Here is a 23,426-nt window from a genome sequence, read left to right on the forward strand (position 1 = left end):
AAAATGCAGGCCATCTGCGCGGTTATGCGCAAATACCTGACAGGCTTGTGGGCGTGCATACGCGCAGGAGAAGATTTTGATACGGCCAAGCTTTTCAGCGAAAAACACCTGCTGAAAGCTTGACCGGTAACAGAGTATCTACAGGAGGATGTGGTCGGCTCATTTATTCCACGTTGTTGGACACCCCGAACACCCCTCCATATTGGCATCTTGAAAATTCGCATAATGCTGGCGCGACCCACTCAGGTTCGCCTGCTCAAGATTACTTTCACCAAACTTGGATTCCTGCAGATTCGCGTCTGCGAGATTCGCGCCCTTGAGGTCCGCCTTGCTCAGCCAGGTCATCTCCAGATCTGCCGCACGCAAGTTGGCACTGTGCATCCTGGCCCCGGAAAGCCGGGCGAATTGCAGGTAGGCACCACTGAGGTCGGCATCCTGGAATTGTGCGCCCTGGGCAAACATGCCCCAGCCCTGGATCGCCAGCAGTTTTGCCCCGGTGAGATTCGCCAGGCGCAGGTTGCTCTGTTGCAGGCTGGCGCGGGTCAGGTTGGCGCCTTGCAGCCGGGCTTTTTCCAGATTTGCCAGGTCCAGGCGCGCATGGCGCAGGTCGGCCCCGCGCAAGTCGGCGCCGCTGAGATTCATGTTGCGCAGGTCCTGGTTACTCAGGTTCGCGCCCTTGAGGTCGGCACCGGGGCACTGGCTGTGATCGGCGATGGTGCAGCCGTTGATGATGAGCGGGGCGTCGGCGGCGGCGTGGACCGTCGTAACGCTCAGTAGCAGTACTAGAGGCAGATATTTCATGAAGAGATCTCTGGCTGAGGGAGGTCTGTAGGAGCGAGCTTGCTCGCGATGGTCGTGAACGATGACGCAGGGTGTCTGGTGCCCCGTGTTGGTTTCGGGTTCATCGCGAGCAAGCTCGCTCCTACAGGGAAGGGGTTCGTGTTCTACTTTTGGACTACCTGGCTATCCCAGCTCGGAATCTTGAATACCCAGAACGACCCGCCCTGAGCCACTGGTTTGGTCAGCTCGGCCATGTCGCCGCCCCACAACGGCACCGCGCCGCCATAGCCAACGGTCACGCCGATGTACTGCTCGCCATCCTGCTCCCAGGTGATTGGCGGCGAGACGATGCCGCTGCCGGTCTGGAACTTCCACAGCTCCTTGCCGGTTTTCGCATCGAAGGCCTTGAAGAAACCATCACCGGTACCGGTAAACACCAGGTTGCCCTTGGTCGCCAGCACACCGGCCCACAACGGCAAGGCCTCCTTGTGTTCCCACACCACCTTGCCGGTGGTCGGGTTCATCGCGCGCAGGCTGCCGACGTGATCGTCGTACATGCGCTTGATACGGAAACCCATGCCCAGATAAGCCGAGCCTTTCTTGTAGCTGACCTCCTCGGTCCAGTACTCCTCCTTCCAATGGTTGCCGGGGATATAGAACAGCCCGGTGTCCTGGCTGTAAGCCATGGGGTTCCAGTTCTTGCCTCCGAGGAACGGCGGCGAAACCTCCACCGGCTTGCCCTTGGTCTCGCCCGGTAGTGGCTTGGCTGGACGCTGGCCTTCGTTTTCCACCGGCCGCCCGGTCTTGAGGTCGATGTGACTGGCCCAGGTGATGTTATCGACGAAGGGGAAGGCGTTCTGCAATTTGCCGTTGTTGCGATCGACCACATAGAAGAACCCGTTGCGGTCAGCGTGGCCGGTGGCCTTGACCGTCTTGCCGTCTTTGTCCTTGTAGTCGAACAGCACCAGCTCGTTGTTGCCGGAGAAATCCCAGGCGTCGTTCGGGGTGTGCTGGTAGAACCATTTCACTTCGCCGGTGCTTGGATCGACGCCGACCTGGCCCGAGGTGTAGAGGCTGTCGTAATCGTGGGGATTGCCATCCTTGGGCGTGCGCGCCCAGGTATTCCACGGGCCGGGGTTACCGGCGCCGACGATGATGGTGTTGGTTTCCGGATCGAAGCTCGCACTCTGCCACGGTGCGCCGCCCCCATGGCTCCAGGCCTCGACCTTGCCGGTTTCGGTGGTTGGGTCATTCGGCCAGGACGGCGCCTTGACGTCGCCGGTGGGGGTGCTGTCCTTGCCGTTCAGGCGGCCCACGTGACCTTCGACGAAAGGCCGCATCCAGACTTCCTCTCCGGTGTCCGGATCGCGGGCAAACAGTTGCCCGACCACGCCGAACTCATCGCCGGAGCTGCCATGGATCAGCAGCACCTTGCCGCTGGTCTTGTCCTTGATCAGCACCGGTGCGCCGGTCATGGTGTAGCCGGCGGCATGGTCACCGAACTTCTTGTTCCAGACCACTTTGCCGGTGTTCTTGTCCAGGGCGATCAGGCGCGCATCCAGGGTGCCAAAGTAGATCTTGTCGCCGAAGATTGCGGCACCGCGGTTGACCACGTCACAGCACGGACGAATGTTGTCCGGCAGACGATGGTTGTAGGTCCAAAGGCGTTTGCCGGTCTTGGCGTCCAGCGCGAAGACCCGCGAATAAGACCCGGTGACGTAAACCACGCCGTCACTGACGATGGCCTGGGATTCCTGGCCGCGCTGCTTCTCGTCCCCGAACGAATAGGACCAGGCCGGCGTCAGCTTGAACACGTTTTTGTCGTTGACCTGGGCCAGCGGGCTCCAGCGCTGGGCGTTGGTGCCCATGCCGTACTGCAGCACGTCCTTGGTGGTCAGGTGATCATTGGCAATGTCCTCCCACGAAACGTTGCGGGTAGGGGCCGCGGCTGCAGTGGCGGCATGGCTGGCAGTGCCGAGCGACAGGCTGCTCACCAGCACGAAGGCCTGTACGGCAAGGGTCAAGGGGGAAAGGGCGGGTAGCGATCTTATTGTCATGGTTGCAGTTCCCAGTGGAGGTTTTGGCCTGCACAGGGTGGTGCGCCCGGTGGGTTGGCGGATACGGAAAATATCCCGCTGTGGCCGGGAAAACTTCCCAAGGGGCACCTGATTTGGGTGTGCGCCACAAGCCCTACTACCAAGGGACTAGAAGGCGGCCACTAAAGCAGCATGGGGCTGGCGCCAGGTGCTTCCTAAGATGGTTGCCATAGCCTCTTTAAAGAGGTTTTGCGTGCAATCCTGAGGGCATAACAATGACAACAAAACGCAACGCCTTGCTTGTTGCCGGACTGCTGGCCGGTTTTATCAGTACCGGTTCCGCCTGGGCTCATGGCAACGTCGTCCCCCAAGCCGTCGAAACCCCGGGGCTGACCCCGATCAAGGACGCTGGCGTGCCGCTCGATGCCGATGGCTGGGCCGCAGTGAACCCTTATCGAACCTCGCCGCAGCACGACAAGGCGGTGGAAATCGGCTCTTCGGCCTACAACCAGAATTGTGCGGCCTGTCATGGCCTGGAAGCCAAGTCCGGAGGTATTGCCCCGGATCTGCGCATGCTCGATGTCGGTGACGCCGGTGATGAATGGTTCGTCGAGCGAGTGCGCCATGGCGCCGTACGCGACGGCCGCGTTTACATGCCCAAGATGGCCGATTACCTGAGCCAGGAAGCCTTGTGGGCGGTGCGCACTTACCTGGACACGGTCCACGTCGAGGAGTAAGGCATGCGCCTGTTCACGCTGTTGATCAGTGCGTTGTTGCTGTGCTGCCAGGTGGTACAGGCGCAGGTGCGGACCTATGACGAAATGATCGCCGCCGGAGAGCTGAAAGTGGCGGTCTACAAGGACTTCGCCCCTTACAGTTTCGAAGACGCCGGTCAGCCCCGGGGCGTCGATGTGGACTTGGCCGCAGCACTGGCCAAGGCACTCGGTGTGCGCCTGACCCTGATGTGGGCGCCGGCGGGAGAAAAACTCGACGACGACCTGCGCGACTACATCTGGCGTCCCAGCCAATTGCACGACCTGCAATTGGCTGACCTGATGATGCGCGTACCCTACGACCAGGACTACGCGCGCAAGCGCAACGAGCTGGGCGAACTGGAGAACAGCCACGTGGTGATGTTCGGGCCCTATCAGAACGAACAGTGGCAGGTCGCGTACGACCGTCGCCGCCTGGACAAGGTCGCCAGCGTGGCAGTGTTCGAGCATCATCCGATCGGCGTCGAGGTGGACAGCGTTCCGTCGTTCTACCTGACCTCGGTGTTCAACGGCATGCTCGCCGGCAAGACCCACCATTATCCCGGCGTGCACCAGGCATTCGCCGCGATGAAGGCGGGTGAAGTCGATGCGGTGATGGCGATGCGCGGCGAGATCGACTGGCAAGTGCACGAAGCGGCCGACCCCCAGGTTGCGCTGGCGGAAAACGCCTACCCGAATATGGGCAAGCAACTCTGGGAGATCGGCATGGCTGTGCACGAAAGCAATCGACAGCTGGCGTACGCGGTCGAGGAGGCGCTGGAAGGGATGATTCGCGATGGTTCGGTCAAGGCGCTGTATGCCAGGTACGGCCTGCGCTATGACGTGCCCGAGCTGTATCAGCAGTGAACTGGCAAGCGAGCTGCCTGCTGGCCTGCTGGCTGCCCATCGCTGCCCATGCAGCGGCCATCGACCCCGGCAAAGACCCGGTGCCGTCGGTGATGTGGGCTTTTTATCACACGCAAATGCTCGGTGACGCGCCGTTCGTGTTCGATGACCGGGTAAAACTGCTGGCCCCGCCATTCGCCGAAGATGCCCGGCAGGTACCGCTGGAGATCGACGCCCGGGCGTTCAAGGGCGAAGTGGTGAAAATCCTCGCCTGGGCCGAGTTGAATCCGTTGCCGAAGATCGTCGATTTCCAGCCGGTGAGCGGGGTCTTGCCCTGGCTGTCGATCCGTATCCGCATCGAACAGGCGACCCCGTTGCGCGCCGCCGTGTTGACCCGCGACGGCCTGTGGCATGTCGGTTCGACGCTGATCGACGCGGCGGGTGGCGGCTGCACCGCACCCAGCGTTGTGCGCACCCAGCCGGGGTGGGAGGAGCACATCGGCGAAGTGCTGGGCGGTCGATACCCGCGGGGCGAATTCAGTCGCCTGCGCCTGCAGGTCGCGCATCCGATGGACAACGGCATGGTCAGTGGCATCCCGGAATTCTTCATCAATCATGCCGAATTGCGTGATGGTAATGATCAGGTCCTGGCGCGCCTTGAGCTGTTTCCCGCCGTCAGCGAAAACCCCAACCTGACGTTCGATATCGAAGGAGCAGGGCAGACGCGCCTGTTACTGCGCGACAACAGCGGCAATGAGTTCGATGCGGCCATTCCCTGACCCCAAGGAGCGCCTGATGCGCTGGATGCTGTTGTTGTTGATCGGCATGAGCCTGCAGGCCCTGGCCGACCTCGAGTACTCGCTCAAGCCCAGGCTCATTGCCCAGGACACCTGGTTGCTGGAAGGCAGCACCGACAATTTCGCCAAGGGCAACGGCGGCAACATCGTCAACACCGCCTTCATTGTCACCGAGCGCGGCGTGGTGGTGATCGATACCGGGCCCTCGAAGCGTTATGGCGAAGCGATGCGCCAGGCGATTGCGGCGACGACCGACAAGCCGGTGATCGAGGTGCTGTTGACTCATCACCATCCCGACCATGTGCTCGGCAACCAGGCCTTTACCGACGTGCCGATTGCCGCGCTGGCGGGGACTACGCAGTTGTTGCGTCAGCAGGGTGATGCCATGGCCGAGAATATGTACCGGCTGGTGGGCGACTGGATGCGTGGCACCGAAGTCATATTGCCAACCCGGACACTGGAGCCGGGTGTGCACAGTTTTGGGAATCACGATTTACGCGTGCTGAGCCTGGGTGGGCACACCGGCGCGGATCTGGCTATTCTCGACCAGAAAACCGGCGTGTTGTTTGCCGGGGACCTGGTGTTTTATCAACGGGCACTGACCACGCCCAACAGCCCTGGGCTGGCGGTGTGGCTGGCCGACATCGCCACGCTTGAAGGCCTGCCCTGGACGCTGATCGTGCCCGGCCATGGCCCGCTGGCAACTGACGCCAGGCCCTTCGAACAGATGCGCGACTACCTGGGGTGGCTCGACCAGCTGATGCGCGACGGCGCGGCCAATGGCAGCGACATGGCGGAGATGATCCGCAGCCCCATTCCCGAGCGATTCGCCACAATCAACCTGAGTCGATATGAGCTGATTCGCAGCGTCAGTCATCTGTTTCCCCGCTACGAGCGCGCCCAAATGACCCGAGTGGATTCCACCCCCGACAACTGAATACCACTCACCACCTGACCTTCTGTGGCAGCGAGCCTGCTCGCGATGATCGCCAACGATAACCCTGGAACCTGACACCCAGCGGCGTTCTCCCGTCCATCGCGAGCAGGCTCGCTCCCACACGGGTTACGCGCTACGACCCCGTACTAAGGAACTACAAATCTCCACACTGCGGGCAATTGTTGCCAGGGCCCCGGCGACCAAGAATCTGCACCAGACCGGGAAATTTTCCCGGGTATAACAAAAAACCGCAGAGGCAGCCGTCATGACCCAACCCGCACGTCGCCAACCCTTCGTCTTGAGCCTGTTGCTCAGCGCCATGCTGCTGTCCGGCCAGGCGCTGGCGGCAGTCACCGACCAGGAGATTCTCCAGGACCCCACGAACCCGGGGCAGATCGTCACCAACGGTCTGGGCGTGCAGGGTCAACGCTACAGCCCGCTCGATACGCTCAACGTCGACAACATCAAGGATTTGCGGCCAGTGTGGGCCTTCTCCTTCGGTGGCGAGAAACAGCGTGGCCAGCAAGCGCAGCCGATGATCAAGGACGGCGTGATGTACATGACCGGTTCCTACTCGCGGGTGTTCGCGGTGGATGCGCGCACCGGCAAGAAACTCTGGCAGTACGACGCACGCCTGCCCGACGATATCCGGCCCTGCTGCGACGTGATCAACCGCGGCGTCGCGCTGTATGGCGACCTGGTGTTCTTTGGCACCCTGGACGCCAAGCTGGTGGCGCTGAACAAAGACACCGGCAAAGTGGTCTGGAGCAAGAAGGTCGCCGATCACAAGGAAGGCTACTCGATCAGCGCCGCGCCCATGGTCATCAACGGCAAACTGATCACCGGAGTGGCCGGTGGCGAATTCGGCGTGGTTGGCAAGATCGAAGCCTACGACCCGAAGAACGGTGATCTGCTGTGGACTCGCCCTACGGTCGAAGGTCATATGGGTTACGTCTACAAGGATGGCAAGGCCGTAGAAAACGGCATTTCCGGCGGCGAGGCGGGCAAAACCTGGCCGGGCGACCTGTGGAAGACCGGTGGCGCAGCGCCGTGGCTGGGTGGCTACTACGACCCGGAAACCAACCTGCTGCTGTTCGGTACAGGTAACCCGGCACCGTGGAACTCGCACCTGCGTCCTGGCGACAACCTGTACTCGTCCTCGCGCCTGGCGCTCAACCCGGACGACGGCACCATCAAATGGCATTTCCAGAGCACGCCCCACGATGGCTGGGACTACGATGGCGTGAACGAGCTGATCTCGTTCAATTACACCGAGGGCGGCAAGGAAATCAAGGCTGCCGCCACCGCTGACCGCAACGGTTTCTTCTACGTGCTGGACCGCACCAACGGCAAATTCATCCGCGGTTTCCCGTTCGTGGACAAGATCACCTGGGCCACCGGGCTGGATAAGGACGGTCGGCCGATCTACAACGAAGCCAGCCGACCGGGTGCACCGGGCACCGAAACCAAAGGCAGTTCGGTGTTCGTCGCCCCGGCGTTCCTCGGCGCGAAAAACTGGATGCCGATGGCCTACAGCAAGGACACCGGCCTGTTCTACGTGCCGTCCAACGAGTGGGGCATGGACATCTGGAACGAAGGCATCGCCTACAAAAAAGGCGCGGCCTTCCTCGGTGCCGGTTTCACCATCAAGCCACTGAACGAAGACTACATCGGCGTGCTGCGCGCCATCGACCCGAAAACCGGCAAGGAAGTCTGGCGTCACAAGAACTTCGCGCCACTGTGGGGCGGGGTGCTGACCACCAAAGGCAATCTGGTATTCACCGGCACGCCGGAGGGGTTCCTGCAGGCATTCAATGCCAGGACCGGCGAGAAGGTCTGGGAATTCCAAACCGGCTCCGGTGTGCTCGGCTCACCTGTGACCTGGGAAATGGACGGCGAGCAGTACGTCTCGGTGCTGTCCGGCTGGGGTGGCGCGGTGCCGTTGTGGGGCGGCGAAGTGGCCAAGCGCATCAAGGACTTTAACCAGGGCGGCATGCTCTGGACCTTCAAATTGCCGAAGGACCTGGTGGCTAAGCACTAATCCAGGTTCACCACAGCCCACAGAGATTTCCACCCCATTGGGATTTGTGGGCAAACCTACTACCAAATAACGAGAGCCCCCCTGCCAACGGCGCATTCGTCTGGCACCTGGGGCTCTCTACTATCGGTTCATCGCCTGTTTGCCCGACAGGCATCGACCCAGACAGAGGCCCACCATGATCTACGCACAACCCGGAACACCCGGCGCCGTCGTTTCCTTCAAGCCGCGCTACGGCAATTTCATTGGCGGCGAGTTCGTTGCCCCGGTCAATGGCGAGTACTTCACCAACACCTCGCCGGTCACCGGTGAAGTGATCGCCGAATTTCCGCGCTCCAGCGCCGCCGATATCGACAAGGCCCTCGACGCGGCCCACGCTGCGGCGGATGCCTGGGGCAAGACCTCGGCGCAGGACCGTTCGCTGGTCCTGCTGAAAATCGCCGACCGCATCGAGCAGAATCTGGAAATCCTCGCCGTTACCGAAACCTGGGACAACGGCAAGGCCGTGCGTGAAACCCTCAATGCCGACGTACCGCTGGCCGCCGACCACTTTCGCTATTTCGCCGGGTGCATCCGTGCGCAGGAAGGCGGCGCCGCCGAGATCAACGAACTGACCACCGCTTATCATTTCCACGAGCCTTTGGGCGTGGTCGGACAGATCATCCCGTGGAATTTTCCATTGCTGATGGCCGCCTGGAAACTCGCCCCGGCCCTGGCTGCCGGCAACTGCGTGGTGCTCAAGCCGGCCGAGCAAACGCCACTGTCGATCATGGTGTTCGCCGAACTGATCGCCGATCTGCTGCCAGCGGGTGTGCTGAACATCGTCCAGGGTTTCGGCCGCGAAGCCGGTGAGGCCCTGGCCACCAGCAAGCGCATCGCCAAGATCGCGTTTACCGGGTCCACTCCGGTGGGCGCACACATCATGCACTGCGCCGCCGAGAACATCATTCCAAGCACCGTGGAACTGGGCGGCAAGTCGCCGAACATCTTCTTCGAAGACATCATGAACGCGGAGCCGCAGTTCATCGAAAAAGCCGCCGAAGGCCTGGTGCTGGCGTTCTTCAACCAGGGCGAAGTCTGCACCTGCCCATCCCGGGCGCTGGTCCAGGAATCGATCTACGAGCCGTTCATGGCCGAGGTGATGAAGAAGATCGTCAAGATCAAGCGCGGCAATCCGCTGGACACCGAGACCATGGTCGGCGCCCAGGCGTCCGAGCAGCAGTACGACAAGATTCTCTCGTACCTCAAAATTGCCCAGGAGGAGGGCGCGGAGCTGCTCACCGGCGGCGCCGCCGAGCGCCTTGAAGGCGACCTGTCGACGGGTTACTACATCCAGCCGACCCTGCTCAAGGGCCACAACAAGATGCGGGTGTTCCAGGAAGAAATCTTCGGTCCGGTGGTGGGTATCACCACCTTCAAGGACGAAGCCGAAGCGCTGGCGATCGCCAACGACAGCGAATTCGGCCTCGGTGCCGGCCTGTGGACCCGCGACATCAACCGTGCCTACCGCATGGGCCGGGCGATCAAGGCCGGCCGTGTGTGGACCAACTGCTACCACCTGTACCCGGCGCATGCCGCGTTCGGCGGTTACAAGAAGTCCGGGGTGGGCCGCGAAAATCACAAGATGATGCTCGACCACTACCAGCAGACCAAGAACCTGCTGGTGAGCTACGACATCAATCCGCTGGGGTTCTTCTAACCCCCAAAAACACCGCGCCCACCTGTAGGAGCGAGCGTGCTCGCGATGGTCGCCAACGATAACGCTGGGAACCTGATACCCAGCGTTGTTCTTGCGTCAATCGCGAGCAAGCTCGCTCCTACAGGTTTTTGCAATCGAACCGCCGCGCAACACCCCCTACCAACGCACCCCGCCAACTCCTTCGAAAGTAGCATTCGGTCACCTCCCGCCCCGTGCATTAATGGCTTTACCGGAATTGCCCGGCACAAGAAGAGGATTGACCCATGTGGCATAAACCCGCGTTTACCGATCTGCGCATTGGCTTCGAAGTGACGATGTATTTCGCCAACCGTTGATTGTTCACCCGGCCAGCCGTCGTGTTGGCCGGGCCTGCCTTCTGGAGCATTGCTCATGCACATCCGTGTTCTTGGTTCGGCTGCTGGTGGCGGTTTTCCGCAGTGGAACTGCAACTGCCGGCAATGCGCCGGAGTGCGCAACGGCACCCTGCGGGCGCAGCGGCGAACGCAGTCCTCGATTGCCCTGAGCGACAACGGGGTGGACTGGGTGCTGTGCAATGCTTCACCGGATATCCGCGCGCAGCTGGAAAGCTTCGCGCCGCTGCAACCGGCTCGACAATTGCGCGACACGGCGATTACCGCCGTGGTGCTGATGGACAGCCAGATCGACCACTGCACCGGCCTGTTGAGCCTGCGCGAAGGCTGCCCGCATTCCGTGTATTGCACCGGCCGGGTCCACGAAGACCTCAGCAGCGGCTTCCCGCTGTTCGGCATGCTCAAGCACTGGAACGGCGGCCTGCAGTGGCGAACGCTCGGCCTGGACCGCGAACCCTTTCAGATCCCGGCCTGCAAACACCTGCGGCTGCGGGCGATCCCGCTGGTCAGTAACGCACCACCGTACTCGCCCAACCGCGGCAATCCGCAGCCCGGCGACACCATCGGCCTGTTTATCGAAGACCTGCAAAGCGGCGCGTCGCTGTTCTACGCTCCGGGGCTCGGGCAGGTCGACGCTGAGGTGCTGGGCTGGATGCAACGCGCCGATTGCCTGTTGCTCGATGGCACGTTGTGGCGCGACGACGAAATGCGCGTGTGTGAGGTCGGCCAGAGCCTGGGCAGCGACATGGGCCACCTGGCCCAGAGCGGGCCTGGCGGCATGCTGGAAGTGCTGGAAGGCTTTCCCCGCCAGCGCAAGGTGCTGATCCATATCAACAACACCAACCCGATCCTCGATGAGGACTCGGCGGAACGGGCGTTGCTGGAGCGGCGGGGGATTGAGGTGGCTTTTGATGGCATGGACATTGTGCTGTAGCCAATGGCCCCATCGCGGGCAAGCCAGATACCACACAGCTTCCAGGATGATCCCAATGACCGACACCCCGATGACCCCCACCGAATTCACCGCCGCCCTGCAAGCCAAAGGCGCCTATTACCACATCCACCACCCCTTCCACCAAGCCATGTATGCCGGTCGAGCTACCCGCGAACAGATCCAGGGCTGGGTCGCCAATCGGTTCTACTATCAGGTGAACATCCCCCTGAAAGACGCTGCGATCCTCGCCAACTGCCCCGATCGCGAAGTGCGGCGTGAATGGCTGCAACGCATCCTCGACCACGACGGCGTGCCTGGCAGCGAAGGCGGCATCGAAGCCTGGCTGCGTCTGGGTGAAGCCGTAGGGCTCGATCGCGAACAGATTCTCTCCCAGAAACTGGTGCTGCCCGGCGTACGTTTTGCCGTGGACGCCTACGTCAATTTTGCCCGGCGTGCCTGCTGGCAGGAAGCAGCCAGCAGCTCCCTGACCGAGCTGTTCGCGCCGCAGATCCACCAATCACGTCTCGAGGCCTGGCCGAGCCATTACCCATGGATCGACAGCGCCGGCTACGACTACTTTCGCACCCGCCTGGGCCAGGCGCGTCGGGATGTCGAGCACGGCCTGCGCATTACCCTGGCGCACTACGTCACCCTGGAGGGCCAGCAACGCATGCTGGAAATCCTGCAATTCAAGCTTGATGTATTGTGGAGCATGCTCGACGCCATGAGCATGGCCTATGAACTGCAGCGCCCGCCTTACCATAGCGTGACCACGCAGAACGTCTGGCATCGGGGGATTGACCTGTGAACGGGAGCAAACCGCAACCCGGTCCACCGCTGTGGCTGCTGGCGGAGCTGACCTATCGTTGTCCGCTGCAGTGCCCCTATTGCTCCAATCCGCTGGATTTTGCCCAGCAGGGGGCGGAGCTGAGCACCGAGGAATGGATTCGCGTATTTCGCGAAGCGCGGGAGATGGGCGCGGCGCAGCTCGGCTTTTCCGGAGGCGAGCCGCTGGTGAGGCAAGACCTGGCCGAGTTGATCAAGGCCGCGCGGGACATGGGTTATTACACCAACCTGATCACCTCGGGCATCGGCCTGACCGAGCAGAAGGTGCGCGACTTCAAGGTTGCCGGGCTGGACCACATCCAGATCAGTTTTCAAGCGGCCGACGAGGCGGTCAACAACATGCTCGCCGGCTCCCGCAAGGCCTTCGCGCAGAAGCTGGTCATGGCCCGGGCGGTGAAGGCCCAGGGTTATCCGATGGTGCTGAATTTTGTCACCCATCGGCACAACATCGACCAGATCGACCGCATCATCGAGCTGTGCCTGGAGCTGGAAGCGGATTTCGTCGAGTTGGCGACCTGCCAGTTCTACGGCTGGGCCGAGCTCAACCGGGTCGGCCTGTTGCCCACCCGTGAGCAGTTGCAGCGCGCCGAGCGCATTACCAATCAGTACCGCGAGCGTCTCGAGGCCGAAGGGCATCCCTGCAAGCTGATCTTCGTCACCCCGGATTACTATGAAGAACGCCCCAAGACCTGCATGAACGGCTGGGCCAACCTGTTTCTCGACATCACTCCGGACGGCACCGCACTGCCATGCCACAGCGCCAGGCAGCTCCCGGTAGCCTTCCCCAATGTGCGCGAGCACAGCATCGAGCACATCTGGACCGACTCGTTCGGCTTCAACCGTTTTCGTGGCGACGACTGGATGAAGGAGCCTTGCCGCTCCTGCGATGAAAAGCACAAGGACCTGGGGGGGTGTCGGTGCCAGGCGTTCATGCTGACCGGCGATGCCGAGAATGCCGACCCGGTGTGCAGCAAGTCGGCGCACCACGGCGTCATCCTCAAGGCCCGGGACGAGGCCGATGCGCCCGGGCTGGGCATGGAGCACCTGACGTTGCGCAACGAAAAAGCCTCGCGCCTGATCTACCGCGGATAACAACCATGCACACGCCCCCGTAGGAGCCGGCTTGCCGACGATGGCGTGCGCACAATCTACGCAAGGCTTCAGGGCCTCATCGCCGGCAAGCCGGCTCCCACGAGGAATCTGTTGTCATTTCAGCCTTTAGGTACCCATTGGTCTGATTGCATTCACCGCCGGATGGGGTAGTGTGGCTTTACCTTCCAAAACAATAAAAACACAGGCTTTCCAATGAGCCAAAGTCTCAGCCAGCTGCGTAAATTCGTTTCACCTGAAATCATCTTCGGTGCCGGTTGCCGGCATAACGTCGGCAACTATGCCAAGACTTTTGGTGCGCGCAAGGTCCTGGTGGTCAGTGACCCCGGGGTGATTGCCGCCGGGTGGGTGGCCGATGTCGAGGCCAGCCTGCAGGCCCAGGGCATCGACTACTTTCTCTACAGCGACGTGTCGCCCAATCCCCGGGTCGAAGAAGTCATGCTCGGTGCCGAGCTGTACCGGGAAAACCACTGCGATGTGATCGTCGCCGTGGGCGGCGGCAGCCCGATGGATTGCGGCAAGGGCATCGGCATCGTCGTCGCCCATGGCCGCAACATCCTCGAGTTCGAAGGGGTGGACACCATTCGCGTGCCGAGCCCGCCGCTGATCCTGATCCCCACGACCGCCGGCACCTCGGCGGATGTTTCGCAATTCGTGATCATCTCCAACCAGCAGGAGCGCATGAAGTTCTCCATCGTCAGCAAGGCGGTGGTGCCGGACGTGTCGCTGATCGACCCGGAAACCACCTTGAGCATGGACCCGTTCCTGTCGGCCTGTACCGGAATCGATGCCTTGGTGCACGCGATTGAGGCTTTCGTGTCGACCGGTCACGGGCCCTTGACCGATCCCCATGCGCTGGAAGCCATGCGCCTGATCAACGGCAACCTGGTACAGATGATCGCCAACCCCACGGACATTGCCCTGCGCGAGAAAATCATGCTCGGCAGCATGCAGGCCGGGCTGGCGTTTTCCAACGCGATCCTCGGTGCGGTGCATGCGATGTCCCACAGCCTTGGCGGTTTCCTCGACTTGCCCCATGGCCTGTGCAATGCGGTACTGGTGGAACACGTGGTGGCGTTCAACTACAACTCGGCGCCGGAGCGTTTCAAGGTCATCGCCGAGACCTTTGGCATCGACTGCCGTGGCCTCAATCACCGGCAGATCTGCGGGCGCCTGGTGGAACATCTGATCGCGCTCAAACACGCGATCGGCTTCCATGAAACCCTCGGCCTGCACGGCGTGCGCACCGCGGACATTCCGTTTCTCTCGCAGCACGCCATGGACGACCCGTGCATCCTCACCAACCCTCGCGAGTCCAGTCAGCGTGATGTCGAGGTCGTCTATGGCGAAGCCCTCTGACGAGCAGCAACGGGCGCTCGCCGGGCTGCTGGGATTAGGCAGCCACTCGGCGCGCAAAAGCCACTACCCGGAGCTGGCCGCGCGCCTGGAAGAGCTGGAAGCCGAACGCAATCGCTACAAATGGCTCTTTGAAAATGCCGTGCAGGGGATCTTCCAGGCCAGCCTGCTCGAAGGCATGCGTGCGGCCAATCCGGCGCTGGCGCGGATGCTCGGCTACCAGGACCCGCAGGACGTGTTGTTTTCCCTGGCGGACCTGGCGAGCAACCTGTTCGTCGGCGGTGCGCAGGAGCTGGCCAATATCGGCGAGATCCTCAGGCACCAGGGCAGCTTGCACGGCTACGAAACCCAATTGCGGCGCAAGGACGGCAGCAGCCTCGATGTGTTGATGAACCTGTTGCTCAAGCCTGATCAGGAAGGCCTGGTGGAAGGTTTTGTGACCGACATCACCGAGCGCAAACTGGCCCAGGAGCGCCTGCAACAGCTCAACGACGAACTGGAGCAGCGGGTCAACGCGCGCACCGACGAACTGCTCGAGGCCCGGGACGCCGCCGAGGCCGCCAATCGCAGCAAGGACAAGTACCTCGCCGCCGCCAGCCATGACCTGCTGCAGCCGCTCAACGCCGCGCGCCTGCTTATCTCGACCTTGCGCGAGCGCAAGTTGCCCGACATCGAGCAGGTCCTGGTGGAGCGTACCCATCAGGCACTGGAAGGCGCCGAAGACCTGCTCACGGACCTGCTGGACATTTCACGGCTCGACCAGGCCGCCGTCAAACCGGACATCGCGCTGTATCGCCTCGACGAGTTGCTTGGGCCCCTGGTATCCGAGTTCCAGTCCGTCGCCGAGGCCGACGGCCTGCACCTGCGCGTGCACATGGGCGACTACGCGATCAGCACCGACTTACGCCTGATGACGCGCATCCTGCGCAATTTTCTCAGCAATGCCTGCCGCTATACCGACCAGGGCAGCATCCTGCTGGCGGCCCGACGCCGGGGCGAGATGCTGCGCCTGGAGGTGTGGGACACCGGGCGCGGGATTGACCCGGACCGCCTGGATTCGATTTTCCTCGAGTTCAACCAGCTGGATGTCGGCCGTGCTGCCGATCGCAAGGGCGTCGGGTTGGGGCTGGCGATTGTCGAGCGCATCGCCAAGATTCTCGAGTACCGCGTGCAGGTTCATTCGCTGCCGGGGCGTGGTTCCAGATTCAGCATCGAGGTGCCCATGTCCCGGGAAGTGCCGCTGCCGATCAGCCTCGCGGCGCCGCAGCCGGGCACCGGTAATCCGTTGCCGGGGCGTCGTTTGCTGGTGCTGGACAATGAAGTCAGCATCCTTGACAGCATGCGGGCGCTGCTTGGGCAGTGGGGCTGCGAGGTGGTGACGGCCACCGACCAGGCCTCGGCGTTGAGCGCACTGGCCGGGCGGGCGCCGGAGCTGATCCTGGCCGACTATCACCTGGACCACGGGGTGGTGGGCTGTGAAGTGGTCAGGCACTTGCGCGAGCATTTTGCCCAGGCAATTCCTGCTGTCATCATCACCGCCGATCGCACCGATCAATGCCGTCGCTCATTGCGGCGCCTGGATGCACCGCTGCTGAACAAACCGGTGAAGCCTGGCAAGTTGCGCGCGGTGCTCAGTCAGTTGCTGGGGTAGGGCAGCGCGCGATATTGCAGGCTGAAACCCAGCTCGGCAGACTGACCTTGTGCCAGCAGGCGCAAGCCCGGCCGCCCGGGCAGGTGATGGGCATTGACCGGATGGCTTACCGGTTCGATACAGAAGAATCCCAAGTCAACCGGGCAATACAGCAGGTAGTAATCGCTGCCGCTGGCCTCGCACTGCAGTTCGTAGCCCAGGTCCGGTTGCTGGATCAGGCAGTGGCCGTCCCATTGGCAGAAACCGTTGTCGACCAGGGTGTCCGGCAGCGCTTGCAGTTGCTGAAAATCCCATCGGTCGGGGATCGAATCAAGTCGGGTAGGCAGTCTGGACGCGTCGCACATCCAGACCTGTCGGGCAGTTGCCTGCAGACGGGTGCCGGCGGTGCGCGGCAGATAGGGATGCAGACCCAGCCCATGCCACGCGGCATGCTCGGCCAGATGCGTAACCTGCACTTCGATACTCAAGCGGCCCTCGCTCAAGTGAAAGCGTTGCCAGGCGCGATAGGCGAAGGGGATGCTGCAGTCCAGTTGCAGCACCACTTCATCCTGCGTGTGGGAAACGACATGCCACGGCTGTTGCCAGGCACTGCCGTGGATGGGTAGCGGGTCGGTGAGGCTGTTGGGCGCCAGGGCAAGCCAGCCATCGGGGCAGTCGAAACCGCCTTCGGCGATCCGGTTGGACCAGGGCACCAGCGGGAAGCAGCCGAGCTTGCCCGGCAGGCCTGTGTTCAATGCCTGCGCATCGTTGTACCGCAGCAATGGCTGGCCGGTACTGCGTACGGTCCAGTTGACGATGCTGCCGCCGAGTGCGGGGGCGAGGGTCAGGTGGGTGAGTTCGTCTTCGAGTTCGAGCAGTGTTGGCGCCATAGCCGTTAACCTATCTGAAAAACACCGAGATCCCCGTAGGAGCTGCCGAAGGCTGCGATCTTGGCTGTAAAAAACAAGATCAAAAGATCGCAGCCTCGTTGCACTCGGCAGCTCCTACGGCAGCTCCTGCAGTAGCTGCATTGGCCTTTTACAACACCAGATGCGGCAACCACAGCGACAGTGCAGGAACGTAAGTCACCGCGATCAGCACCAGGAACAGCACGGCATAAAAAGGCAGCAGTGCGATCACGGTTTTTTCGATAGTGACTTTACCCACGGCAGACCCCACAAACAGTACCGCGCCTACGGGCGGCGTGATCAATCCTATGCCCAGGTTCACCAGCATGATCATGCCGAAGTGCACCGGGTCGACGCCTATGCCAAGAATCACCGGCAGCAGGATGGGTGTCAGGATCAGGATCAAGGGCGCCATGTCCATCACCGCGCCGAGAATCAGCAGCATGACGTTGATGCACATCAGGATCACGTAGCGGTTGTCTGACAGGGTCAGGAACATGGTGGTGATCTTTGCCGGAATCTGCATCAGCGTCATGATATAGCCGAAGCTGGCGGCGAAACCGATCAGGATCATCACGATGGAAATGGTCCGGACCGTGCGGTGCATCAGTTTCGGCAGCTCACTCCATTTGTAGTCGCGATAGATGAACATGGTCACGAAAAACGCCCAGAGCACGGCGATGGCCGCAGACTCCGTGGCGGTGAAAATACCGGACAGAATGCCGCCGAGGATGATGACCATCGCCATCAAACCCCACATCGCTTCGCCGCATATTTTCAGCGCCTGCTTGAGGGGAATGACCTCGCCCTTGGGGTAGTTGCGTTTTTTCGCGAAGATCAGGCAGAGCACCATCAGGCAGGCGCTCATCAACAGCCCCGGTACGATACCCGCCATGAACAGCGAAGCAATCGACACCGTGCCGCCGGCAGCCAGTGAGTAAATCACCGAGTTGTGGCTGGGAGGCGTCAACAGGGCCTGGACCGACCCGCTGATGGTCACGGCCGTGGCGAATTCCCGTGGATAACCCTTGCGCTCCATTTCCGGAATCAGTACCGAACCCACTGACGCGGTATCCGCCACCGAGGAGCCGGAAATCGCCCCGAAGAATGTCGAGGCCATGATGTTGACCAGCGACAGGCCGCCGCGCACGAAGCCCACCAGCACCCCGGCAAAGGCGACCAACCGGCGGGACATGCCACCCTCGGCCATGATCGCGCCCGCGAGCACGAAGAACGGAATCGCCAGCAGGGAGAATTTGTTCACACCACCGGCGACTTGAATCATCAGCGCCTGAAACGGAATGTCGATCCACCATGCGCCGATCAGCGCAGAGAGCCCCAAGGCATAGGCGACCGGCATGCCGATCATGATCAGAGCGAGAAAACTGCCCAGCAGAATCAGAGCGTCCATTTATACGGCACCTTCGCTTTCTTCAACCAGGTCGAAACGCACGACCCGACGGTTGCTCTGATCACCGAGCAGGAGTTTTTCCAGGACAAAAATCAGCGTGAGCAGACCGCCCACGGGGATCGGCATATAGGTAATGCCCACGCGCAGCGTCGGCAGCGCGCTCATGAACTGGTTCCAGGTGGACATGCACAGTTTGGTACCCCAGACAGTCATGAACAGGCAGACCGTGGCCATCAGCAGTTGCGAGAAGATCCCCACGACTCTGCGTACTTCGGGCGTCATCCGGTCGGTCACCATGGCCACCGCCATGTGCGCACCGGCGCGATAACTGGCCGCCGCGCCGATGAATGTGAAGACCATCATCAGCAAAATGGCGGTGGGCTCCGGCCAACTGGAGCCGGTGCCGAGGACATAACGAGCGAAAACGCCCCAGGGAATGATCAGGGCAATGGCCAGCACCGACAGCCCGGCGACCCAGATGCAGGTCATGTAAATCTTGTCATTGATGCGCAGCAGTAGATTCTTCATCGGGTTTCACCGTAACCGGGCGCGCGCTGGGCTACACAGACGTCAGCGGCGCCGGCCTTTCATGAGTGCCTGGGAGGGGTTATTGGACCGCTTCGATACGCTTGATCAGATCGGCATAAGGCGCGCCGTATTTTTCGCGGATCGACGCGGTGGCCTCGTAGAAAGGTTTTTTGTCGACGGTGATGAACTCGACGCCGGCCGCCTTGAGTTTTTCCTCACTGCTGGCGGACTTCGCGTCCCATAGGGTGCGCTCTTGGGCCTGCGCGGCCTTGGCGGTTTTCTTCACCAGGACTTGCTGGTCGGGGGTGAGCTTTTCCCAGGTGATTTTCGACATCACGATGGGTTCCGGCAGGATCAGGTGGCCGGTGAGGCTGTAGAACTTGGCATTCTGGTAGTGGTTGTGTTCGAGCAGGGTGGGCGGGTTGTTTTCCGCGCCGTCGATCACCCCGGTCTGCAGGGCGCTGAAGATCTCCCCGGTGTCCATCGCAATGCCGTTGCCGCCCATGGCGTTGATGGTTTCGATGAACATCGGGTTGCCTTGTACGCGGATCTTCATGCCCTTGAGGTCTTCAAGGCTGCGCACCGGTTTTTTGGTGTAGATGTTGCGCGTGCCGCCGTCCATCCAGGCCAGGGCGACCAGGCCGAATTCGGAATCGGTGATCTTGGCGAGGATTTCGTCGCCCACCTCACCGTCGATGACCTTGCGCATGTGCGCCTGGTCGCGGAACACGAACGGCATGTTGAACACGTTCACGTCCGGTACCACGGGACCGACGATGCCAAGGCTGACTCGGGCCATCTGGATGGCGCCTACCTGGGCCTGTTCGACCACTTCCTTTTCCGAGCCGAGTACGCCGCCGGCAAACATCTTGAAAGTCAGCTTGCCGTCACTGTCGGCCACCAGGGTTTTACCCAGCTGCTCTTCGGCCACGACGGTGGGGTAACCGGCCGGATGGATGTCGGCGAATTTGATTTCCAGTGCCTGGGCGGCACTGCTGAGGGTGAAGGCCAGGGGGAGTGCAGCGGCGAGCAAGGTGCGTTTGAAGTCCATGGGGCAATTCTCCAGTCTTGTTGTTTTTTTTATTCAAGGCACAGCAAATTCAGCAAGGGCGTTTACAGCGAGTGATTGAACAGCGGTTCCGGCAAACCCTGGACGCCAGGGTTGAGGGCGAACACGCCACCGGCCAGTGACTGTGGATCCTGGTCGTCACCGGGGCGGATCGACGTCACGAATAGCGTGTCGAGCCGACTGCCACCGAAGGCGCACATCGTCGGTTTTTTCACAGGTACCGCCAGCGATCGGTCGAGGCGGCCATCGGGGGTAAAGCGATGAATCAGCCCGGCGTCATTGGCGCAGATCCAGTAGCAACCCTCGGCGTCCACCGCGGCACCGTCGGGACGACCTTCGTACTGGTTCATGTCGACGAACAGTCGGCGGTTGGTTGGGGTACCCGTGTCGATGTCATAGTCGAAGGCCCAGATCTGCCGGACCAGTGGGTGTGAATCGGAGAGATACAGGGTGCGGCCATCCGGGCTGAAGCCCAGGCCATTGGGCACGATGAAACCTCCCAGCCTGGCTTCAAGTGGCCCCGCCTGCCCGGCGCTGTAGCGGTAAAGGCTGCCGTTGGCGGCATTGGCGCCCATGTTCAGCACCATGCTGCCCGCCCAGAAGCGGCCCTGACGATCACAGCGCCCGTCGTTGAGGCGCATGTCTGCTCGCGCGTGGTCGACATGCGCCAGCAGCTCACTGTCCAGGCTGCCATCGCTGTGCGGTTGCAGCCGGAAGAACCCGCTTTCCATCCCGGCGACCCAGCTGCCATCGCTTTGACGAGCGATGCAAGCCAGCATCTGCGGGGTTTTCCAGGCGTGTACGTGGCCAGTATCAGCGTTCCAGCGTTGCAGGCCGCCGTTGGGAATATCCACCCAGTACAGGGCATTTTCCACGGCGACCCATACCGGGCTTTCTCCAACCGCATTGCGGGCATCGACAATCAGTTCTGCGTGCATGGCCACTCATTCCCTTGGTTATTTTTGTGGGGACTGTTGCGCGGCTCAGTCGCCGAACGGGCCGGCGGCACAGAATGCCCCACCCTGGTAGACCCGCGCCGGATCATCGGCAGCAGGCATCGGTTGGGCCTCGACCTGGTCGCGGAACACTTCGGAGCTGTCTTGCGCCACATAACCAAGGCCCGCAGCCAAGCGGTTGTCCCACCAGACTTGCTTGTTGTCGGACATGCCGTACACCACGGTATGGCCCACGTTGGGTGCATGGAGTGCGCGTTCGAGCAGCTGGGTCAGGTCACCGAAGCTCAGCCAGGTGCTCATCATCCGGCGGTTTTGCGGGACCGGGAACGAAGAGCCGATCCGGATGCTGACGGTCTCGATGCCGTAGCGATCGAAGTAGAACGTCGCCATGTCCTCGCCATAGGATTTGGACAGGCCGTAGTAGCTGTCCGGACGGCGCGGGGAGTGGGCATCGAGGATCTCGCCCTGCTGGTAGAAGCCGATGACGTGGTTGGAACTGGCGAAAATCACGCGCTTGACGCCATGCTTGCGCGCCGCTTCGTAGATGTGAAACACGCCGCAGATATTGGCGCCGAGGATCTCTTCGAACGGACGCTCCACCGACACCCCGCCGAAGTGCAGGATGGCGTCCACGCCTTCGACGAGCTTATCCACGGCCTGCTTGTCCGCGAGGTCACAGATGACGACCTCCTCGCGATCATCCACCGCCGGGCTGATATCGGCGATATCCGAAAGACGAATGACATGGGCATAGGGTCGCATGCTTTCGCGCAGCACTTTGCCAAGGCCGCCCGCAGCGCCGGTGAGCAGCAGGCGATTGAATGGAGCTGTAGGGTGAGTAGTCATGAGAGTCCCTGGACAAGCAGTTATTATTTAATTTGTTGTAGGTTGTCGTACGACGCAGAGAAGTATCCGTAGAGTTTTCCGCTCTTGTCAACGCGACTTAGGTTGAAAGTCGATGCAAGGTATTCAAACCACTTCGCTGCTGGGCGGATTACAACAACGAAAGCGGGTAGCTGATGAAAATCCGGTTTTCGTCAAATTCGTTGGTGCTGAAATCCTTGCGGATCGACGCATTGCGCCACTTCACGTTGAGATTTTTCAGCGCGCCGCTTTGCACGGTGTAGGCCAGTTCCGACTCGCGGCCCCATTCCTTGCCGTCGGTGATGGCACCGGTGTGCACGTTATCGCCGCTGATGTAGCGGTTCATCATGGTCAGGCCAGGAATGCCCAGGGCGACGAAGTTGTAGTCATGACGCAGCTGCCAGGATTTTTCCTTGGCGTTGTCATAGCTGGAGTTGTAGCTGTCGTTGGCCAGGGTGCCGCCGCTGGTGCCGTTGACACGCATCCAGGCGCTGTCGCCCGTCAGCTTTTGCAGGCCGACGTAAAAGGTGTTGCCGCCATATTTGGCCGAGAGCATTGCAAAGGTGGTCTTGTTTTCCATGTCGCCGGCCAGGGCGCTGCCATCTTCCTTGCCGTTGAAAAAGCCGAGGTTGGCACCCAGGGTCCAGTCGCCCAACGGCTGGCTGTGACTGAGGTTGAAGTACTGCTGCTGGTAGATGTCGCTGAGTTCCGAATACCAGACGCCGACCAGGGTGCGCTTGTCGTTGAAGGTGTATTCACCCCCTGCGAAGTTGAAGCGGTCCGAGGTGAACGCCGCGCGGCCATTCATGGACATGTCTTCCATGCTTGCATCGTTGCGCGGGCTGTTCTGGCGGAACTGGCCGCCGTAGAGCGTCAAACCGCTGATCTCGGTGGAGGTGACCTGGCCACCGCGGAAGGTCTGCGGCAGTGAGCGCCCATCGTCCGAGCGCAGCACGGGCAATACCGGCATCCATTCGCCGACCTTGAGTTCGGTCTTGGAAATCTTGCCCTTGACCGCTACGCCCATGCGCCCGAAATTGTCGGCAGGGCGCCCGTCATCGTGAATCGGCAGCAACTGTGTACCACCCGTGCCTTTGCCTCCGTCGAGCTTTTGCGAGTACATGCCGAGCACATCCACACCAAAGCCGACCGGGCCTTGGGTAAATCCGGACTTGGCGTCGAGGATGAAGCTCTGCGTCCACTCCTCAGCCTTGCCCTGGGGATAGGCCGGGTTGGTGTAGTTGCGGTTGAAGTACGCATTGCGCAGGTTCAGCGTCGCCTTGCTGTCATCGACAAACCCTTCTGCCTGGCTGGCGAGGGGCAGGGCCAGAACGATCCCGCCGAGGCTGAGCAGGCTGAGGGTATGACGGCGGGCAAAAGTCGGGCGAGGGGTGCAGGCGAAGGAATGGCGGACGAGTTGACTCACAGTGACGCTCCCTTTGTATTTTTGTTTTTATGGTTGTTATACGTCGTCGTACAACATGGGGGTGATTATTTGCGAGGTGTCAGCGGGTTGTCAATCGGAAGTTATACGATGACTTCATGCTTGAGGGCGCCG

The 23,426-nt window shown here is 61.5% G+C and carries 21 protein-coding genes and 1 pseudogene; 13 read left to right on the top strand and 9 right to left on the bottom strand.

Translation table 11 applies throughout. The annotated features are described in order from the left end of the window. Positions 1-123: pseudogene (locus AAEZ09_RS29335) on the top strand (IS110 family transposase); the annotation flags it as partial. A gap of 36 nt (positions 124-159) precedes the next feature. Here AAEZ09_RS29335 and AAEZ09_RS00005 read toward each other — a convergent pair. Further along, a complete protein-coding gene (locus AAEZ09_RS00005) occupies positions 160-801 on the bottom strand; it encodes a pentapeptide repeat-containing protein (protein WP_350597395.1) in 642 nt (213 codons plus the stop codon). Between the two features lie 143 nt (positions 802-944). Then, positions 945-2,837: a quinoprotein ethanol dehydrogenase gene (gene exaA / locus AAEZ09_RS00010; RefSeq protein WP_350597398.1), complete on the bottom strand. Its 1,893-nt coding sequence runs from the start codon at positions 2,835-2,837 to the stop codon at positions 945-947. Positions 2,838-3,091: 254 nt separating this feature from the next. Here exaA and pedF point away from each other — a divergent pair, with 254 nt between their 5' ends. The 12 genes from pedF to AAEZ09_RS00070 all read left to right on the top strand — a co-directional run bounded on the left by pedF (position 3,092) and on the right by AAEZ09_RS00070 (position 16,153). After that, complete coding sequence (pedF, locus tag AAEZ09_RS00015) at positions 3,092-3,553, top strand: cytochrome c-550 PedF (protein ID WP_045060444.1); 462 nt, start codon at positions 3,092-3,094, stop codon at positions 3,551-3,553. 3 nt (positions 3,554-3,556) lie between these two features. Then, positions 3,557-4,435, top strand: a complete 879-nt coding sequence (locus tag AAEZ09_RS00020) for a substrate-binding periplasmic protein (protein WP_350597401.1) — start codon at positions 3,557-3,559, stop codon at positions 4,433-4,435. Continuing rightward, positions 4,432-5,193 (top strand): quinoprotein dehydrogenase-associated SoxYZ-like carrier, encoded by a 762-nt coding sequence (locus AAEZ09_RS00025; RefSeq protein ID WP_045060446.1) that lies wholly within the window; start codon positions 4,432-4,434, stop codon positions 5,191-5,193. The genes AAEZ09_RS00020 and AAEZ09_RS00025 overlap by 4 nt, the downstream gene beginning before the upstream one ends. A 16-nt stretch (positions 5,194-5,209) precedes the next feature. Continuing rightward, the gene (locus AAEZ09_RS00030) at positions 5,210-6,148 is read left to right on the top strand and encodes a quinoprotein relay system zinc metallohydrolase 1 (RefSeq protein WP_350597404.1); all 939 of its coding nucleotides are present in this window, start codon (positions 5,210-5,212) and stop codon (positions 6,146-6,148) included. A 265-nt stretch (positions 6,149-6,413) separates the two neighbouring features. Further along, positions 6,414-8,189 carry a PQQ-dependent methanol/ethanol family dehydrogenase gene (locus AAEZ09_RS00035; protein ID WP_350597406.1) on the top strand — a complete coding sequence of 592 codons (1,776 nt, stop codon included), beginning with the start codon at positions 6,414-6,416 and terminating at the stop codon, positions 8,187-8,189. Positions 8,190-8,364: 175 nt separating this feature from the next. After that, the gene (gene exaC, locus AAEZ09_RS00040) at positions 8,365-9,885 is read left to right on the top strand and encodes an acetaldehyde dehydrogenase ExaC (RefSeq protein ID WP_045060449.1); all 1,521 of its coding nucleotides are present in this window, start codon (positions 8,365-8,367) and stop codon (positions 9,883-9,885) included. Between the two features lie 263 nt (positions 9,886-10,148). Beyond that, positions 10,149-10,220 carry a pyrroloquinoline quinone precursor peptide PqqA gene (gene pqqA / locus AAEZ09_RS00045; protein WP_081499480.1) on the top strand — a complete coding sequence of 24 codons (72 nt, stop codon included), beginning with the start codon at positions 10,149-10,151 and terminating at the stop codon, positions 10,218-10,220. A gap of 55 nt (positions 10,221-10,275) precedes the next feature. Next, a complete protein-coding gene (gene pqqB / locus AAEZ09_RS00050) occupies positions 10,276-11,190 on the top strand; it encodes a pyrroloquinoline quinone biosynthesis protein PqqB (protein ID WP_045060450.1) in 915 nt (304 codons plus the stop codon). Between the two features lie 55 nt (positions 11,191-11,245). Beyond that, complete coding sequence (pqqC, locus tag AAEZ09_RS00055) at positions 11,246-11,998, top strand: pyrroloquinoline-quinone synthase PqqC (protein ID WP_045060451.1); 753 nt, start codon at positions 11,246-11,248, stop codon at positions 11,996-11,998. Further along, the gene (gene pqqE, locus AAEZ09_RS00060; protein WP_350597409.1) at positions 11,995-13,128 is read left to right on the top strand and encodes a pyrroloquinoline quinone biosynthesis protein PqqE; all 1,134 of its coding nucleotides are present in this window, start codon (positions 11,995-11,997) and stop codon (positions 13,126-13,128) included. The genes pqqC and pqqE overlap by 4 nt, the downstream gene beginning before the upstream one ends. A 213-nt stretch (positions 13,129-13,341) precedes the next feature. After that, on the top strand, positions 13,342-14,505 hold the full coding sequence (gene ercA, locus AAEZ09_RS00065) for an alcohol dehydrogenase-like regulatory protein ErcA (RefSeq protein ID WP_045060453.1): 1,164 nt from the start codon (positions 13,342-13,344) through the stop codon (positions 14,503-14,505). Beyond that, on the top strand, positions 14,489-16,153 hold the full coding sequence (locus AAEZ09_RS00070; RefSeq protein ID WP_045060454.1) for a PAS domain-containing hybrid sensor histidine kinase/response regulator: 1,665 nt from the start codon (positions 14,489-14,491) through the stop codon (positions 16,151-16,153). Before ercA ends, AAEZ09_RS00070 begins: the two co-directional genes overlap by 17 nt. Here the strand turns inward: AAEZ09_RS00070 and AAEZ09_RS00075 are convergent. The 7 genes from AAEZ09_RS00075 to AAEZ09_RS00105 all read right to left on the bottom strand — a co-directional run bounded on the left by AAEZ09_RS00075 (position 16,138) and on the right by AAEZ09_RS00105 (position 23,294). Beyond that, entirely contained in the window at positions 16,138-17,022 is an 885-nt protein-coding gene (locus AAEZ09_RS00075) for an aldose 1-epimerase (protein ID WP_350597413.1), read from the bottom strand. The genes AAEZ09_RS00070 and AAEZ09_RS00075 overlap by 16 nt on opposite strands. Positions 17,023-17,170: 148 nt before the next feature. Then, positions 17,171-18,451, bottom strand: coding sequence for a TRAP transporter large permease (locus tag AAEZ09_RS00080; protein ID WP_045060456.1), 1,281 nt, complete (start codon positions 18,449-18,451; stop codon positions 17,171-17,173). Beyond that, entirely contained in the window at positions 18,452-18,979 is a 528-nt protein-coding gene (locus tag AAEZ09_RS00085) for a TRAP transporter small permease (protein ID WP_045060457.1), read from the bottom strand. A gap of 79 nt (positions 18,980-19,058) precedes the next feature. Next, positions 19,059-20,030: a TRAP transporter substrate-binding protein gene (locus tag AAEZ09_RS00090; protein WP_350597416.1), complete on the bottom strand. Its 972-nt coding sequence runs from the start codon at positions 20,028-20,030 to the stop codon at positions 19,059-19,061. A 62-nt stretch (positions 20,031-20,092) separates the two neighbouring features. Then, positions 20,093-20,986, bottom strand: coding sequence for an SMP-30/gluconolactonase/LRE family protein (locus AAEZ09_RS00095; RefSeq protein ID WP_045060459.1), 894 nt, complete (start codon positions 20,984-20,986; stop codon positions 20,093-20,095). 45 nt (positions 20,987-21,031) lie between these two features. Beyond that, positions 21,032-21,850 (bottom strand): NAD-dependent epimerase/dehydratase family protein, encoded by an 819-nt coding sequence (locus tag AAEZ09_RS00100; protein WP_350597419.1) that lies wholly within the window; start codon positions 21,848-21,850, stop codon positions 21,032-21,034. Between the two features lie 148 nt (positions 21,851-21,998). Then, positions 21,999-23,294 (bottom strand): OprD family porin, encoded by a 1,296-nt coding sequence (locus tag AAEZ09_RS00105; protein ID WP_045060461.1) that lies wholly within the window; start codon positions 23,292-23,294, stop codon positions 21,999-22,001. Positions 23,295-23,426: the final 132 nt, after the last annotated feature.

Source organism: Pseudomonas sp. 65/3-MNA-CIBAN-0223, from assembly GCF_040310425.1.
Lineage (GTDB): Bacteria > Pseudomonadota > Gammaproteobacteria > Pseudomonadales > Pseudomonadaceae > Aquipseudomonas > Aquipseudomonas gregormendelii.

Coding starts and splice junctions, on each gene's coding strand:
- AAEZ09_RS00005 (WP_350597395.1), bottom strand. CDS start 801: ATGAAATATCTGCCTCTAGTACTGCTACTGAGCGTTACGACGGTCCAC.
- exaA (WP_350597398.1), bottom strand. CDS start 2,837: ATGACAATAAGATCGCTACCCGCCCTTTCCCCCTTGACCCTTGCCGTA.
- pedF (WP_045060444.1), top strand. CDS start 3,092: ATGACAACAAAACGCAACGCCTTGCTTGTTGCCGGACTGCTGGCCGGT.
- AAEZ09_RS00020 (WP_350597401.1), top strand. CDS start 3,557: ATGCGCCTGTTCACGCTGTTGATCAGTGCGTTGTTGCTGTGCTGCCAG.
- AAEZ09_RS00030 (WP_350597404.1), top strand. CDS start 5,210: ATGCGCTGGATGCTGTTGTTGTTGATCGGCATGAGCCTGCAGGCCCTG.
- AAEZ09_RS00035 (WP_350597406.1), top strand. CDS start 6,414: ATGACCCAACCCGCACGTCGCCAACCCTTCGTCTTGAGCCTGTTGCTC.
- exaC (WP_045060449.1), top strand. CDS start 8,365: ATGATCTACGCACAACCCGGAACACCCGGCGCCGTCGTTTCCTTCAAG.
- pqqB (WP_045060450.1), top strand. CDS start 10,276: ATGCACATCCGTGTTCTTGGTTCGGCTGCTGGTGGCGGTTTTCCGCAG.
- pqqC (WP_045060451.1), top strand. CDS start 11,246: ATGACCGACACCCCGATGACCCCCACCGAATTCACCGCCGCCCTGCAA.
- ercA (WP_045060453.1), top strand. CDS start 13,342: ATGAGCCAAAGTCTCAGCCAGCTGCGTAAATTCGTTTCACCTGAAATC.
- AAEZ09_RS00070 (WP_045060454.1), top strand. CDS start 14,489: ATGGCGAAGCCCTCTGACGAGCAGCAACGGGCGCTCGCCGGGCTGCTG.
- AAEZ09_RS00075 (WP_350597413.1), bottom strand. CDS start 17,022: ATGGCGCCAACACTGCTCGAACTCGAAGACGAACTCACCCACCTGACC.
- AAEZ09_RS00080 (WP_045060456.1), bottom strand. CDS start 18,451: ATGGACGCTCTGATTCTGCTGGGCAGTTTTCTCGCTCTGATCATGATC.
- AAEZ09_RS00085 (WP_045060457.1), bottom strand. CDS start 18,979: ATGAAGAATCTACTGCTGCGCATCAATGACAAGATTTACATGACCTGC.
- AAEZ09_RS00090 (WP_350597416.1), bottom strand. CDS start 20,030: ATGGACTTCAAACGCACCTTGCTCGCCGCTGCACTCCCCCTGGCCTTC.
- AAEZ09_RS00095 (WP_045060459.1), bottom strand. CDS start 20,986: ATGCACGCAGAACTGATTGTCGATGCCCGCAATGCGGTTGGAGAAAGC.
- AAEZ09_RS00100 (WP_350597419.1), bottom strand. CDS start 21,850: ATGACTACTCACCCTACAGCTCCATTCAATCGCCTGCTGCTCACCGGC.